This window comes from Streptomyces sp. MK37H (assembly GCF_018035285.1).
GTDB lineage: Bacteria > Actinomycetota > Actinomycetes > Streptomycetales > Streptomycetaceae > Streptomyces > Streptomyces endocoffeicus.
The window spans coordinates 1-14655 of the sequence record NZ_JAAAYH010000230.1 but is presented as its reverse complement, the minus strand read 5'-3'; the positions used below and the strand labels follow the sequence as shown (position 1 = coordinate 14655).

The window sequence follows — 14655 nt, the reverse complement described above, 5'->3', positions numbered from 1 at the left end:
TGCGGCCGCTTGGCCGTGCGGTCCGAGCGCCCCGCGATCTCCTCCAGCAGCACCCGCACCATCGCCCGGCCCATCTCCTCCGTGGCCTGCCGGACACTCGTGAGCGGAGGGTCCATATGGCGGGCGACGGCCGAGTCCTCGAAGCCGACCAGCGCCACATCGTCCGGGACGCCGCGCCCGTTCTCGCGCAGCACCTGGCGGGCGCCCGCGGCCATCACGTCCGACGCGGCGAAGACGCCGTCCAGGTCCGGGCGCCGGCTCAGCAGCTGCCGCATCGCCCGGCGGCCGCCCTCCTCGGTGAAGTCCGCGGACGCCACCAGCTCCGCCTCCACCTCCCGGCCCGCCGCCCGGACCGCGGCCTTGTAGCCCTCCAGGCGGCACTGCGCGACATACATGTCCAGCGGGCCGGTGATGGTGGCGACCGTCTCGCGGCCGCGGCCGATGAGGTGCTCCACGGCGGACTGGGCGCCGCCGGTGTTGTCCGAGTCGACGTACGGGACCGATTCATGCGCCGAGCGGCGGCCGCTGAGCACCGCGGGCATCTCGATCCGCTCCAGCAGATCGGGCAGCGGATCGTCCGCGTGGACGGAGACCAGCAGCACTCCGTCGACCCGGTGCGCGGAGAGGTAGTCCGCGAGCCGCTGCCGTTCCTTGGGGGTGCGGATGAGGGTGAGCAGCAGCTGGAGATCGGTGTCGGCGAGCTCGGCGCCGACGCCGCGGATGATGTCGGAGAAGTACGGTTCGGCGAAGAGCCGGGTCTCGGGCTCGGGGATGACCAGGGCGACGGCGTCGGCACGGTTGGCGGCGAGGGCGCGGGCCACCCGGTTCGGCACATAGCCGAGTTCGGCGACGGCCTGCTCCACGGCCGTGCGGGTGCGGTCGCTGACCCGGGGCGAACCGTTGATCACCCGGGACACGGTGCCGCGGCCGACTCCGGCGCGGGCCGCCACCTCCTCGAGGGTCGGCCGTCCCCGCCCCCCGCCATGCCGCCGCGTTCCTGCCATATCGCGCCTCCAGCCGTCCATGCCCAGCAGCTCCAACCCCCCGAATGGGCGGCTGCGGGGACATTCAACAGCAGTGTGGTTTCGGGAAGTTGTTCCGCGCACTCCCTTGACACCCCAGCGGGGAGCCGCGACCCTTCAACACATCACAGCTGGGAGCGCTCCCACCGTACCTGAGCCATACACAACCCGCACGATGCCCACCCGACTCGATGCATCTCAAAGAGCCATGTATCACTACTTTTTGGCCGGAAGCCGTTGGGCGGGGCGCTAGGAGGACGGAATGCGCAGGAACACTGGTAGTCACCGCAGCAGAGCCGTGGTCCTCGCGGCCGTCGCCGCTTTAGGAGCGGGGCTGCTCAGCGGTTGCGCCGATGACGGCGACGACGGATCCGCCGGCTCGTCCGGCGGCGGCGACAGCAAGGGCAAGACGGTCGTGACCGTCGGCACGTACGGCGTCATGGGTTTCAAACAGGCCGGGCTCTATGACGAGTACTCAAAGCTGCACCCGGATATCAAGATCGAAGAGAATGTGATCGACCCGGCCTCGAACTACTACCCGCAGCTGCTCACCCATCTCGGCTCGGGCAGCGGGCTCGCCGACATCCAGGCGGTCGAGGTGGGCAACATCAATGAGGTCACCACCACCCAGGCCGCCAAGTTCGTTGATCTTTCGAAGGCGGACGGCGTCAAGAAGGAGAACTTCCTCGACTGGAAGTGGGCACAGGCCACCGCCGAGGACGGAAAGACGATCGGCCTCGGCACGGACGTGGGCCCGATGGCGATCTGCTACCGCAAGGACCTCTTCCAGCAGGCCGGGCTCCCGGCCGACCGTGACGCGGTCTCCAAGCTCTGGGCGGGCGACTGGCAGAAGTACCTCGACGCCGGCAAGGACTACGCGAAGAAGGCGCCGGGCGGAGCCGCGTTCCTGGACTCGGCCGGCGGACTGTTCAACGCGGCGGTCTCCGGCGGCTCGGAGGTCTACTACGACAAGAGCGGGAAGCCCATCTACAAGGACAGCCCGGCCGTCAAGAAGGCGTGGAAGCTGGCGACCGACGCGTCCGCGTCCAAACTCTCCGCGGGGCTCCAGGAGTTCACCAAACCCTGGCAGCAGGCGCTCGCCAACGGCAAGTTCGCCACCGTCTCCTGCCCGGCCTGGATGCTCGGCCAGATCAAGGAGTACGCCGGGGACAAGTACAAGGGCAAGTGGGACGTCGCAGCCGCTCCCAAGCCCGCCAACTGGGGCGGCTCCTTCCTCTCCGTGCCGCAGGCGGCGAAGAACAAGGACGAGGCGGTCAAGCTCGCCACCTGGCTGACCGCGCCCGAGCAGCAGGCCAAGCTCTTCGAGAAGCAGGCGAGCTTCCCCAGCGCCCAGGCCGCGTACAACCTTCCCCAGGTGGCCGACGCCAAGCTCCCGTACTTCAGCGACGCGCCCATCGGCAAGATCTTCTCCCAGGCCGCGAAGGAGAGTCCGACGCAGGTCCTGGGCCCGAAGGACGCCGTCATCAAGCAGAACTTCACCGATGTCGGCCTGCTCCAGGTCGAGCAGCAGGGCAAGTCCGCCGACGAAGGCTGGAAGGCCGCGATCAAGACGAACGACAACGCGCTGGACCAGTGAGCCGGACATGACCGCACCTTCCGGTTTTACCCCTGATACGGCCGCGCCCCCCGCAGGGCAGGGGGGCGCGGCCCCGCGCGCCGCGACCGCGCCGGCGCCCGACCCGGCCGAGCAGCGGCGTCGCGACCGGCGCAGCCGCCGCTACCGCTGGGATGTGCGATGGAGCCCGTACGCCTTCGTCGCCCCCTTCTTCGTCTTCTTCGCCGCCTTCGGCCTCTTCCCCCTGCTCTACACGGGGTGGGCCTCGCTGCACCAAGTGGAGCTCACCGACCCCACCCATCTGGAGTGGGCGGGGTGGCACAACTACTCCAGGCTGTGGGAAGACGAGTTCTTCTGGAAAGCGCTGCGGAACACCTTCACCATCGGGGTGATCTCCACCGTTCCCCAGCTGGTGATGGCCCTCGGGATCGCGCATCTGCTCAACTACCGGCTGCGCGCCTCGATGTTCTTCCGGGTGGCGATCCTCACCCCGTACGCCACCTCCGTCGCTGCCGCCACGCTGGTGTTCGCGCTGCTCTTCGGGCGTGACTACGGCATGGTCAACTGGGCTCTGGGGCTGGTCGGGCTGGACGGCATCGACTGGCAGAACGGCACCTGGACCTCGCAGATCGCGGTCTCCACGATCGTCATCTGGCGGTGGACCGGTTACAACGCGCTGATCTACCTGGCCGCCATGCAGGCCGTGCCGAACGATCTGTACGAGTCGGCGGCGCTGGACGGGGCCTCGCGCTGGCAGCAGTTCCTGCATGTCACCGTCCCGTCGCTGCGGCCCACCATCCTCTTCACGGTCGTCGTCTCCACGATCGGGGCCACCCAGCTCTTCGGTGAGCCGCTGCTGTTCAACACCGCGGGGACGGCCACCGGCGGCGCCGATCACCAGTACCAGACGCTCGGCCTCTACATGTACGAGCAGGGCTGGGTGAACCTGCACCTCGGCCGGGCCTCCGCCATCGCCTGGACGATGTTCCTGATCCTGCTGCTGATCGCCGCGGCCAACGCGCTGTTCGCGCGACGGCTGCGGAAGAGCCAGTGAGGGAGACGAGGAGAACCATGAGCGCCACTGTCTCTTCCCGGCAGACACTCGATCCGGCAGCTCCGGCGCGCACCACTCCGCGGGGCGGAAAGGGCCGCGGCCGAGCGGGCAGGCAGCTGCACGGGGGCAAGATCACCTATGCCGTGCTGATCCTGTTCACCATCGGCTCGCTCTTCCCGCTGGTGTGGACCGCCATCGCCGCCTCCCGCACCAACACCCGGCTGGCCCAGACACCCCCTCCCCTGTGGTTCGGCGGCAACCTCTTCAACAACCTGGACAAGGCGTGGAACGGCGCCAACATGGGCACCGCGCTGCTCAACACGACGGTGGTGGCGGGCACGGTCGCGGCGTCGACCGTGCTGTTCTCGACCGTCGCGGGCTTCGCCTTCGCCAAGCTGCGCTTCCGCTTCAAGAACATCCTGCTGATGCTCACCATCGGGACGATGATGGTGCCGCCCCAGCTCAGCGTGGTGCCGCTCTACATGATGGTGGCCAAGCTGGAGTGGACCGACCAGCTCCAGGCGGTCATCGTGCCGACGCTCGTCAGCGCCTTCGGGGTCTTCTTCATGCGGCAGTACCTCTCCCAGGCGCTGCCGACCGAGCTGATCGAGGCGGCGCGGATGGACGGCGCGAGCAGCTTGCGGATCATCTGGCATGTCGTCTTCCCGGCGGCGCGTCCGGCGATGGCGGTGCTGGGGATGCTCACCTTCGTCCAATCGTGGAACGACTTCTTCTGGCCGTTCATCGCGCTCACGCAGAACGGCAACCCGACCATGCAGGTGGCATTGACCGGTCTGAGCCGGGGGTACACCCCGGATCAATCACTGATCATGGCGGGGGCGCTGCTGGGCACCCTGCCGCTGCTGATCGCCTTCGTCCTCTTCGGCAAGCAGATTGTGGGGGGCATCATGCAGGGCGCGGTCAAGGGCTGAGCGGCCCGCGACCACCACTCCGTCCTCCCTCCCCTTTCCCCCTCCCCACGACCTCGAATGGGAGCGCTTCCATGACTCTTACCTTCCCGCCCGGATTCCTGTGGGGCGCGGCCTCGGCCGCCTATCAGGTCGAGGGCGCCGCCCAGGAGGACGGCCGCACCCCCTCCATCTGGGACACCTTCAGTCACACCCCCGGCAAGGTGCTCGCCGGTGACACCGGTGATGTGGCGGTCGACCACTACCACCGCTTCCGCGAGGACGTCCGGCTGATGGCGGAGCTGAACCTGGGGGCGTACCGCTTCTCGGTGTCCTGGTCACGGGTGCAGCCGACCGGCCGGGGGCCGGCCGTGCAGCGCGGGCTCGACTTCTACCGCTCGCTGGTGGACGAGCTGCTGGGCGCGGGCATCCAGCCGGTGGTCACCCTCTACCACTGGGACCTGCCCCAGGAGCTGGAGAACGCGGGCGGGTGGCCGGAGCGCGAGACCGCCGAGCGGTTCGCCGAGTACGCGGGCATCGTGGCGGAGGCGCTGGGCGACCGCGTCGAGTTCTGGACCACCCTCAACGAGCCGTGGTGCAGCGCCTTCCTGGGCTATGGCTCGGGGGTGCACGCCCCGGGCCGCACCGAGCGGCTGGCCCCGCTGCGCGCCGCCCACCATCTGAACCTCGCGCATGGCCTCGGCGCCCAGGCGCTGCGCGCCGCGCTCCCCGCCCGTGCCCAGCTCGCCATCAGCCTCAACCCGGCCGTGGTCCGGCCGCTCAGCGACAAGCCCGAGGACCTGGACGCATCGCGGCGTATCGACGCGCTGGCCAATCGCGTCTTCACCGGGCCGCTGCTGCGCGGTGCGTACCCCAGCGACCTGATCAAGGACACCGCCTCGATCACCGACTGGTCGTTCGTCCGCGATGGCGATCTGGCCGTCATCAAGCACCCCCTGGACGCGCTGGGCATCAATTACTACACACCGTCATTGGTATCAGCCACCACCGACAACGACGGCTCGCCCGCCCGCCACGACGGCCACGGCGCCAGCGTCCACTCCCCGTGGCCGGGCTCGGAGCGGGTGGCGTTCCACCAGACCCCGGGCGAGCGCACCGAGATGGGCTGGACGATCGACCCGACCGGGCTGCACGACCTGCTGATGCGCTACAGCCGTGAGGCGCCGGGCGTACCGCTGTACATCACCGAGAACGGCGCCGCGTTCGACGACAAGCCGGACGCGGAGGGCGCGGTCCACGACCCGCGGCGGATCGACTACCTCCAGGCCCATCTGGCCGTGGCCCACCAGGCCATCGCGGACGGCGCCGATCTGCGCGGCTACTTCCTCTGGTCGCTGATGGACAACTTCGAATGGGCGTACGGCTACAGCAAGCGCTTCGGTGCGGTCTACGTCGACTATCCGACGCAGGCCCGGGTACCGAAGTCCAGCGCCCGCTGGTACGCCCGGGTGGCCCGCACCGGAGAGCTTCCGGCGGCCTGACCGGGGCCTGAGTCCGCGGCGCCGCCCGCTGGGGGGCGGGCGGCGCCGCGGATGCGGTGGAGGCACGTACAGGGACGCAAGCCGGCCGGAGCGTTCTTCCTTCAAAGGGGTTACGCCCTGATCCACCCGGCGGAAGGCCGCCGTCATCCCTGGAGAATGCCTGGTAAACCCATTGAGACATGAGAGCATTTCCGGAGCGCCGGCAGAGGTTCCGCGATGAGCCATCCGGTCGGCGCGCGCCAGCCGGAAAAGGCGAGGCCCTCGCCGGCTGGTTCGACGGCCGGGTGGGCCTGTTCACGATGGCCAAGGCCAATCTTCGTAAGGTCTTCCCCGACCACTGGTCCTTTCTGATCGGTGAGATCGCCCTCTATACGTTCGTCATCATCATTCTGACCGGTGTCTATCTGACCCTGTTCTTCAAACCGGCGATGAACGAGGTGATCTACGACGGCCGCTGGACGCCGCTGAGCGGCATCCGCATGTCGCAGGCGTACGAGTCCACGCTGGACATCAGCTTCGATGTGCGCGGCGGACTGCTGATGCGGCAGGTGCACCACTGGGCGGCGATCGTCTTCATCGCCAGCATGATCGTCCATATGATGCGGACGTTCTTCAACGGCGTCTTCCGCAAACCGCGCGAGATCAACTGGCTGTCCGGCGCCGGTCTGCTGATTCTCGGGATGTTCGACGGCTTCATGGGCTATTCGCTGCCCGACGATCTGCTGTCCGGCACCGGTCTGCGCTTCATGGAGGGCGCGATCCTGTCCATCCCGGTCGTCGGCACCTATCTGTCGTTCTTCTTCTTCGACGGCCAATTCCCGGGAACGGCCGTCGTGCCACGGCTGTTCACGGTGCATGTGCTGCTCATTCCGGGCATCATGCTCGGACTGCTGGCGCTCCATATGATCCTGCTCGTCTACCACAAGCACACCCATCACCCGGGGCCCGGAAAGAAGAACATGAATATCGTGGGGCCGCCCTTGTGGCCGGTCTATGTGGCCAAGTCCGGCGGATTCTTCTTCCTGGTCTTCGGCGTCACCACCCTGATGTCGGCCATCGCCCAGATCAATCCGGTGTGGTCCTACGGCCCCTACCGGCCCGACCAGGTGTCCACCGACGCCCAGCCCGACTGGTACATGGGCTATTCCGAAGGGCTGATCCGGCTGATGCCGGGCTGGGAGATCAATCTCTGGGGCCACACCCTGGTGCTCGGGGTGCTGATCCCGTTCCTGGTCTTCCCCACGGTGCTGCTGGTCATCTGGCTCTATCCGTTCCTGGAGGCGTGGATCACCGGGGACCGGCGCGAGCACCATCTCGATGAGCGCCCGCGCAACGCCCCGACCCGCACCGCCTTCGGCGCCGCCTGGATCGCCCTCTACGCGGTTCTGCTGGCGGGCGGCGGCAACGACCTCATCGCCACCCACTTCCAGCTGTCGATCAACGCGATCACCTGGACCTGCCGGATCGGCTTCTTCGTGGTGCCGGTCGTGGTCTTCGTGATCACCAAGCGGATCTGTCTCGGCCTCCAGCACAAGGACCGGCAGAAGCTGCTGCACGGGCGCGAGACCGGAATCATCCAGCGGCTGCCGCACGGCGAGTACCTCGAGGTGCACGAGCCGCTCTCGCCCGGGGAGAAGTACACGCTGACCGCGTATGAGCAGTATCTGCCGCTGGAGCTGCCGCCGTCGGTCGACGAGGCCGGGGTCGCCCGGAAGCTCTCCTTCAAGGAGCGGCTGCGGGTCTCGCTGTCCCGGAGCTACTTCGGTCGCGACGGCCAGGTCGCCAAGGTCACGAAGGAGCAGGTGGCCGAGCACGAGGAGCACGAGGCGGAGGAGCGGGCGGAGGAGCGGGCGGAGGAACCGCAGCGGCCGTAGATGTGCTGTCCGGGGACGTTGGTTGCGTCGGCGTCTTCGGGGGCCAGCTTGATGTGGACCGCGCCGTAAGCGTCTCGCTGCGCAGTCGTCGGTGAGGCACGCAGTCTTCAGCGCGGTGGTCAGGTTGGCGATGGTGCTGTCAGCGTCGGTCACTGGGTCGCGTCCCCTGATGGAAGCCCGAGGCGTGGGGCACTGGAGACGCGTAGCCGCCGCGCGGCTCGAATCGTCCTCCAGGCGGCGGTCGGGCCAGTAGGGTGCGCGGGGTGAACGAACCTGCTTCCCGTCTGTCGAGTACCTTCCGCCTCATCGTCACAGGGGGAGGAACCGGCGGCCACACCTACCCCGCGTTGACCGCTGTCCGGGCGTTGCAGGCCCGGCTGGCAGCCGATGACCGCGCGCTCGATGTCCTCTGGATCGGCACGCCTGACGGGCTGGAGGCCCGCGTTGCCCCGGCCGAGGGCATCGCCTTCACGACGGTAGCGACGGGCAAGATCCGCCGGTCTTCGAATCCGCTCAAGATGATCAGTCCGGCGAACGTCAAGGACATGGCGCGGGTGCCGCTCGGTGTCGCCCAGGCCCGCAAGATCGTGTCGGACTTCAGGCCGGATGTCGTCCTCGCGACCGGCGGATACGTCGCCGTCCCGGCCGGGCTCGCCGCCCGCATGTGCAAGCGCCCGCTGGTGCTGCACGAGCAGACCGTGCGGCTCGGGCTGGCGAACCGGAAGCTGGCTGGGTCGGCGGCGCGAATCGCCGTGTCGTCGGAGTCGACACTCCCGCTCCTGCCGGAGGCCGTACGGCCCGCAGCCGTCGTCACCGGGAACCCGGTACGGCCGGAGGTCCTGATCGGGCACGCCGAGAAGGCGGTCGCCGCCCTCGGGCTGACCGGCTTCGACCGGCGGCTCCCGACGCTGTACGTCACGGGCGGCGCGCAGGGCGCTCAGCAGATCAACAACGTGATCCGGGACGCACTCCCGTGGCTACTGGAGCGCGCGAACGTAGTGCACCAGTGCGGGCCGACGAACGTGGAGGCCCTGCGCTCGAGCGCGTCGGCGCTTCCGCCGCACCTCGCAGGGCGGTACTACCTCACCGGGTTCGTCGGCCCGGAGCTGCCCGACGTCCTGGCGCTCGCCGACGTGGTGGTCTCCCGCAGCGGCGCCGGCACTCTCGCGGAGCTCACTGCCCTCGGCAAGCCGGCCGTATTCGTACCGCTGGCCTCCGCGGCGGGAAACGAGCAGGCGCACAACGCCCAACACCTCGAGGACGCCGGCGCCGCCGTCGCGCTCACCGGGGACGTCACCGCGGACCGGCTACAGAACGCCCTCGGGCCGCTCCTCACCGACCCGGCGCGGCGCGCGGGGATGGCGGAAGCGGCCCGGACACACGGACGGCCGGACGCGGCGGACAGGCTCGTAGACGTGCTCCTGTCCGCCGCGACCAGCGGCTGACCGGCCGGGGCCGTGTCTACGGGAGGTGCCGCGGGGCACCGTCCTGGATGAGGCGGACGGCGTCGGCGAACGCCTCCGGCTCCTTGCCCCAGGGGTCGGGGACGTCCCGATCGGTGAGGTAGAGGCCGAGCTTCGGCGCCGTCTTCTCGTCAGTGAGGGCGCGGAGCGCGGCGAGGTTGCCGGTGTCCATCGCGAGGACGATGTCCGCCCACCCCAGCAGGTCGCGGGTGATGTGCACGCCGCGGTGCGCGGTGAGGTCGTAGCCGGCCCCCGCCGCGGCGGTGACCATCTGCGCGTGCGCGGGGTGCCCGACCCACTTGTCCCGGATACCGGCCGACCGGACCTCAACGGCCGGGCCGCCGAGCTCCGCGAGGACGAGCGCGGCGAGTGGTGAGCGGCAGTGGTTCCCGAGGCACACGGTGAGGAGGCGCCGCGGCCGGGCGGCGGCGCTCACCGGTCGGCCTTGACGAGGGCGCGCCGGAGTTCGCCTGCGGCGTGCTCGGCGTCCCTCGGCGTGAGGTGCTGGTGGAACGGGAGCGTCATGATCTCCCGGCCCAAGCGCTCGGTCACCGGCAGCGGCCGGTGCCATGGGGAGAAGGCCGGTTGTGTGTGGTTGGCCGGGTAGTGCACGCCGACACCGATGCCGCGGTTCCGGAGCTCGCCGAACACCCGGTCGCGGCGGCCGTCGAGGACCCGGACGGCGCACATCGGTGGGACCGTGCGGTCTACGTCGGCGTCGACCAGGGCAACGCCGTCGATTCCGTCAAGGGCGGTGGCGTAGGCGCGCCACAGCGCGCGGCGCCGGGTCTCCGCCTCCGCGAAGTGGTCGAGCTGCACGAGGCCCACCGCGGCGTTCAGCGGCGACATCTGCACACGCATGCCGAAGCCGTCAACTGTGTACGTCGTCGTCTCCGCGCGCCGAGCCGCGGACTCCACGATGCCGAGGCTGCGCAGGCGCCGGCAGGTGTCGGCCTCCAGCGGCGTGCGGGGCACGATCGCGCCTCCGAGCCCGCACGTGAGGTTCTTGACCGGGCCGAAGGAGAAGCACGTCACCACTCCGGTCGCGCCGACTCGGCGCTCTCCCTGACAGGAGCCGAAGGCCTGCGCCGCGTCCTCGACCACGGTCACGCCCCGCGTGTCCAGCGTCGGCCGGGCCGGGGTGAGGTCGACGGCTCGGCCCCCGTAGAGAACCGGCAGCACGGCGCGGGTGTGAGGGGTGAGGGCAGCCAGGACCTCAGCAGGCTCGACGCATCCGGTGCCGGAGTTGACTTCGATGAACCGCGGCCGAGCCCCTGTTGCGACGATCGCCTGTACCGTCGCGCAGAACGTGAAAGAGGGCACCAGGACCTCATGGCCCGGGCCGACGCCGGCGGCAAGAAGCCCGACATGGAGGGCGGCCGTTCCGGAAGCGACCGCGACAACGTCCGGAACGCCGAGGAAAGCGGCGACCCGCTGTTCGAACTCCTCCGTGACCGCTCCATGGTTGTACTGACCGGCGCTCAGCGCGCTGGCGATAGCGGCTTCCTCGCCCCCGTAAAGGTACGGGCGCGCGTTTCGCGCGACGTCCGGGGATGCGGCGCGGCTCATCCCGGGGTCCCTTCGCTGGTGGTCAGCGTCTCGACGTACTTCGTGAGGGTGACGTCCGGCTTGTAGGTGAGCCGACCGTGATCGACGTCCTGGCGGAAGAGGCCTCGGAGGTACTGCCCGACGTAGTCCGCCCCGGCCGCGACGGAGGCGGGAAATCCGCCAGCGACCCGGGCATTGGCCTCCGTGATGACGACCCTGCCCGGGCCCCCAGCGTCTTCGCGGGTGAAACCCTGCACGCAGCACGCCCCGGTGACACCGGTCGCGGTGAGCACGGCGCGGACGCACTCCTCCGCGTCGGGGTCGGTGAACGTGCGGGAGACGACAGCGAGCCCGCCCTTGACCAGGAGCCGGTACCGGAGGACCACGGAGGCCCGGCCGGCGCGGTCGACCAGGCAGTCCGCGGTGAACTCCCGCCCGCGGACATGCTCCTGCACGATCGGCTCCGGGACGAGCTCGCACAACACCCGGGCCTGCTCCCGTGTCCGGCACACGTGCACGCCCTTGGCGCCCTGCCCGTACCGGGGCTTGACGACGAGGAGGCCGTCCGACGCGCGGTCGAGCTCGTCCGGAAGGACTGTGCGCGGCGTCGGCACTCCGTGCTCGGCGAGCACGGCGGCGAACCGGGCTTTGTCGCCGCACGCCGCCACTGCGTCACGGTCGGGGAGCCAGGTGGTGACGCCCAGGTCCGCCAGCGGTCGGCGGAGAGCGACCAGGCGCGGCAGCTCCTGCTCGACAGTCGAGAGGACGGCGTCCGGGCGGGCCTTCGCGCACAGCCGGAGCACGGCTGCGCGGTACGCGGCGTCTCCCGCCGGCGGGAGGACATGCGCGGTGACCTCCGGGAGAAGGAGCCCCACCGCGTATGGGTCCGCGTCGGCCGCTAGGACTTTGCAGCCGAGCCGCTGGAGAGACCGGGCGAGGTCGAAGCCGGGGGCGCCGCCGACGCCGGTCACGAGGATGCGCTTCGCCACCAACGGTCACCTCCCGGCCGGAGCGGCGGGCACGGCGCGCCGCGCGGGCGAAGGCGCGGCCTGCGGGTTCCGCATCAGCGGCGCCCACCGGTCGGGGTTACGGCAGTACCAGTCGACGGCCTCGGCCAGACCGTCCTCCAGGTCTCGCCCAGGCCGGTACCCGAGCTGGGCGGATGCCTTTGACCAGTCGATCGAGTACCGCAGGTCATTCGCCGGCCGGTCGGGCACATAGGTGACCGCCTCCCACGTAGCGCCGCAGATGCCCAGCAGATACTCGGTGAGCTCCCGGCCGGTGAGGTCCGTGCCGCCGCCGAGGTTGTATACCTCTCCGGGAGTACCACCGCGGAGGACGGTCTCGATGCCGGCGCAGTTGTCTTCGACGTGGAGCCAGTTGCGGACGTGCTCGCCCCGGCCGTGGAGGGTGACCGGCTGCCCGCGAAGGAGCCGAGTGATGAACAGGGGGATGATCTTCTCGGGGTACTGGTACGGGCCGTAGTTGTTCGAAGAGCGGGTCACGCACACCGGCACCCCGTACGTCTGCCAGTACGAGAGGGCGATGAGGTCGCTCGCGGCCTTCGACGCAGCGTAGGGGACGGACGGGCGGAGCGGGAAGTTCTCGGTGGCCGTGCCTTCCAGGAGCGGGCCGTATACCTCGTCCGTCGAGACGTGCACGAACTTTTGCACCTCGTGCCGCATCGCTGCGTCGAGGAGGGTCTGCGTGCCGCGGACGTTCGTCTCCAAGAAGGCCGCTGCGGCGAAGAACGAGCGGTCGACGTGGGACTCCGCGGCGAAGTGCACGACCGCGGTGTGCTTGGTCATGAGGCCGTCCACGAGCTCGGCGTCGAGGATGTTGCCGTGAACGAACGTCAGCTTCGGGCTGAGGAACGCCGTTCCCAGGTTCTCGATGTGGCCGGCGTAGGTGAGGGCGTCAAGCACGGTCACCGTGGCGACATCCTCCGCGCGAATGATTCGCTTCACGAAGTGAGAGCCGATGAAGCCGGCCCCGCCGGTGACGAGTAAGCGTTCCATGGATGTCTCCCTGAGGGAATGAAGACGGCGCCGGCGTTGACCTGCGCTGTCGGGAGCTGCCCGGCCGATCGGCGGGGCGTGAACTCACCATGTCGCCGAGGCACGTCAGCCGGGAGGCTCACGGCGCTGCACAGCACACCGTGTGCGGGGCTCGCACACGGCGTGCATCCGCACGCCCTCCCGACACCGGGCAGTTGCGGCTACCGTCGTCCTTCCCGCCCTTCCCGTCCTTCCCGTCGTTCCGTAGGAGGCGCCTATGGACGTCATCCGATCCGCGCAGGAGATCGGAGCCGAGCTTCGAGGAGCGCGGTGCCGCGCACAGCTCACCCAGACGCAGGTCGGGAAGGCGGTCGGCTACTCAGCATCAGCCATCTCTCGGATTGAGGCCGGCCGTATGCGACTGGAGTATGACCGACTCTTAGCTCTCGCGGCGCTCCTCGGAATCCCACCCGACACACTGATCGGGACTCCTGTTCCCGGCCGCGGCCCGGTCGATACGGTGGAGCGCCCAGCGGACGAGGAGGATGCGGTGCGTCGTAGGAACCTGTTCACTGGGTCGCTGGCGATCGGAGCCACGGCAGCTCTTGGAAGCTCGCAAACCAGTGTCGCTGCAGGCCTGGTCGCCTCCCGGGCAGGGTTGGAGGATGCGCTGCTTTCGGGATTGCCGCAGTGCGAGTCCGCGCCGACCGCGGTTGCCGTGCAGGGTGCGGTCACGCGAGCACGCGCAGCGCTGGAGGCCGGTGCTTACCAGGAGTTGAGTGCGGCCCTCCCCAAGCAGCTTGCGCTCGCCACCGCCGCAGTCCGCGAGGGGCACGCTACGGAAGGGTTGTCCGCGTTGTACGCCATCGCTGCGCGAGTGGCAATTAAAGCGGGTGACGACCACCTGTTGATCGTGGCGGCGGACCGAGCGGTGCAGGCCGCACGCGACGGCGGCCATGCCCGGGCGCTTGCGGAGGCACACCGAATGGTCTCAAGCGGGTATCGGCGCGCAGGCCGTTATGACCGGGCGGCTCAGGTCGCCGTCCGGGCATCTGATGAACTTGCGAGTGCACGGGATGTTCCTGCCAGAGCGCGGGCGTCAGCTCAGGGGCAATTGCTGGCCACGGCAGCGTATACGGCGGCAAAGGGCGCGGACCGAAGCAGCGCCATGGAGTTACTGGCGCGGGCAGGTGCCGTAGCTGGCCGGAGTGCTGATGAGCAGACGGCCGGCGGCTGGTTTGGTCCCCGGCAGGTGATCTTGCACGAGGTATCCGTGCATCAGGTGCTCAGCGCTCCTGACAAAGCCGTGGCAGCCGCACGGCGGGTCGACCCGCGGGGGCTGCCACTCGAACGCGTGGCCCGCCTGGGGCTTGATGTAGCCCGGGCCTACAACGACTGGGGGCGCCCGGAGGAGTGTTTGCGGGCGTTGCTCTCGGTAGAGCGCGTGGTGCCGCAGGAGGTGCGGCGGCCGGGTACACGTGCATTGACGGCGGGTTTGCTGTTCGGGCCTGGCCATGTGCCAGGGCTTCGCGAGTTCGCCACTCGCACCGGAGCACTCCTCGTTTGACGTTGTTCAAGCTCGTGCGGTCGACGCTATGGAAAGCGGGTGGGCGGCTGGGCGCCGAATGCCCGGGAGATCGTCGCGGCGGCCTGCTGGCGGCGGCCCAGGCCGGACATCGTCCGGGCAGTGTCCGCGGTCGGCGTCCAAACA

At 69.5% G+C, this 14655-nt stretch carries 12 protein-coding genes; 7 read left to right on the top strand and 5 right to left on the bottom strand.

Annotated features, from left to right (window positions below; translation table 11 throughout):
* Positions 1-1004 (bottom strand): LacI family DNA-binding transcriptional regulator (locus GWI24_RS27630; RefSeq protein ID WP_210948618.1); only part of this gene is annotated, 1004 nt, incomplete at its 3' end.
* 280 nt (positions 1005-1284) lie between these two features.
* Here GWI24_RS27630 and GWI24_RS27625 point away from each other — a divergent pair.
* The 6 genes from GWI24_RS27625 (at position 1285) to GWI24_RS27600 (ending at position 9381) form a co-directional block, all read left to right on the top strand.
* The gene (locus GWI24_RS27625) at positions 1285-2619 is read left to right on the top strand and encodes an ABC transporter substrate-binding protein (protein WP_210948617.1); all 1335 of its coding nucleotides are present in this window, start codon (positions 1285-1287) and stop codon (positions 2617-2619) included.
* 7 nt (positions 2620-2626) lie between these two features.
* Positions 2627-3652: a carbohydrate ABC transporter permease gene (locus GWI24_RS27620; RefSeq protein ID WP_210948616.1), complete on the top strand. Its 1026-nt coding sequence runs from the start codon at positions 2627-2629 to the stop codon at positions 3650-3652.
* A gap of 17 nt (positions 3653-3669) precedes the next feature.
* Positions 3670-4584, top strand: coding sequence for a carbohydrate ABC transporter permease (locus GWI24_RS27615; protein ID WP_210948615.1), 915 nt, complete (start codon positions 3670-3672; stop codon positions 4582-4584).
* Positions 4585-4655: 71 nt separating this feature from the next.
* Positions 4656-6062 carry a glycoside hydrolase family 1 protein gene (locus GWI24_RS27610; RefSeq protein ID WP_210948614.1) on the top strand — a complete coding sequence of 469 codons (1407 nt, stop codon included), beginning with the start codon at positions 4656-4658 and terminating at the stop codon, positions 6060-6062.
* Between the two features lie 179 nt (positions 6063-6241).
* Positions 6242-7936: a ubiquinol-cytochrome c reductase cytochrome b subunit gene (locus tag GWI24_RS27605; RefSeq protein WP_210948613.1), complete on the top strand. Its 1695-nt coding sequence runs from the start codon at positions 6242-6244 to the stop codon at positions 7934-7936.
* Positions 7937-8199: 263 nt separating this feature from the next.
* Positions 8200-9381 carry a UDP-N-acetylglucosamine--N-acetylmuramyl-(pentapeptide) pyrophosphoryl-undecaprenol N-acetylglucosamine transferase gene (locus tag GWI24_RS27600; RefSeq protein ID WP_308344084.1) on the top strand — a complete coding sequence of 394 codons (1182 nt, stop codon included), beginning with the start codon at positions 8200-8202 and terminating at the stop codon, positions 9379-9381.
* A gap of 16 nt (positions 9382-9397) precedes the next feature.
* On the opposite strand, the gene GWI24_RS27595 is transcribed toward GWI24_RS27600, so the two are convergent.
* Genes GWI24_RS27595 through rfbB form a run of 4 tightly spaced genes read right to left on the bottom strand, consistent with a single transcriptional unit; the run spans position 9398 to position 12965 of the window.
* Positions 9398-9835: a low molecular weight phosphotyrosine protein phosphatase gene (locus GWI24_RS27595; RefSeq protein WP_210948612.1), complete on the bottom strand. Its 438-nt coding sequence runs from the start codon at positions 9833-9835 to the stop codon at positions 9398-9400.
* A complete protein-coding gene (locus GWI24_RS27590; protein WP_210948611.1) occupies positions 9832-10968 on the bottom strand; it encodes a DegT/DnrJ/EryC1/StrS aminotransferase family protein in 1137 nt (378 codons plus the stop codon). Before GWI24_RS27590 ends, GWI24_RS27595 begins: the two co-directional genes overlap by 4 nt.
* The gene (locus GWI24_RS27585) at positions 10965-11936 is read right to left on the bottom strand and encodes an ATP-grasp domain-containing protein (protein WP_210948610.1); all 972 of its coding nucleotides are present in this window, start codon (positions 11934-11936) and stop codon (positions 10965-10967) included. Before GWI24_RS27585 ends, GWI24_RS27590 begins: the two co-directional genes overlap by 4 nt.
* A gap of 6 nt (positions 11937-11942) precedes the next feature.
* Positions 11943-12965 (bottom strand): dTDP-glucose 4,6-dehydratase, encoded by a 1023-nt coding sequence (rfbB, locus tag GWI24_RS27580; protein ID WP_210948609.1) that lies wholly within the window; start codon positions 12963-12965, stop codon positions 11943-11945.
* Between the two features lie 256 nt (positions 12966-13221).
* Between rfbB and GWI24_RS27575 the strand changes: the two genes are divergently transcribed.
* Positions 13222-14511, top strand: coding sequence for a helix-turn-helix domain-containing protein (locus tag GWI24_RS27575; RefSeq protein ID WP_210948608.1), 1290 nt, complete (start codon positions 13222-13224; stop codon positions 14509-14511).
* The last annotated feature ends 144 nt before the right edge of the window (positions 14512-14655 follow it).

Bases quoted from the DNA above. Each gene is read 5' to 3' on its own strand.
- GWI24_RS27625 (WP_210948617.1), top strand. From the start codon at position 1,285: ATGCGCAGGAACACTGGTAGTCACCGCAGCAGAGCCGTGGTCCTCGCG.
- GWI24_RS27620 (WP_210948616.1), top strand. From the start codon at position 2,627: ATGACCGCACCTTCCGGTTTTACCCCTGATACGGCCGCGCCCCCCGCA.
- GWI24_RS27615 (WP_210948615.1), top strand. From the start codon at position 3,670: ATGAGCGCCACTGTCTCTTCCCGGCAGACACTCGATCCGGCAGCTCCG.
- GWI24_RS27610 (WP_210948614.1), top strand. From the start codon at position 4,656: ATGACTCTTACCTTCCCGCCCGGATTCCTGTGGGGCGCGGCCTCGGCC.
- GWI24_RS27605 (WP_210948613.1), top strand. From the start codon at position 6,242: ATGAGAGCATTTCCGGAGCGCCGGCAGAGGTTCCGCGATGAGCCATCC.
- GWI24_RS27590 (WP_210948611.1), bottom strand. From the start codon at position 10,968: ATGAGCCGCGCCGCATCCCCGGACGTCGCGCGAAACGCGCGCCCGTAC.
- rfbB (WP_210948609.1), bottom strand. From the start codon at position 12,965: ATGGAACGCTTACTCGTCACCGGCGGGGCCGGCTTCATCGGCTCTCAC.
- GWI24_RS27575 (WP_210948608.1), top strand. From the start codon at position 13,222: ATGGACGTCATCCGATCCGCGCAGGAGATCGGAGCCGAGCTTCGAGGA.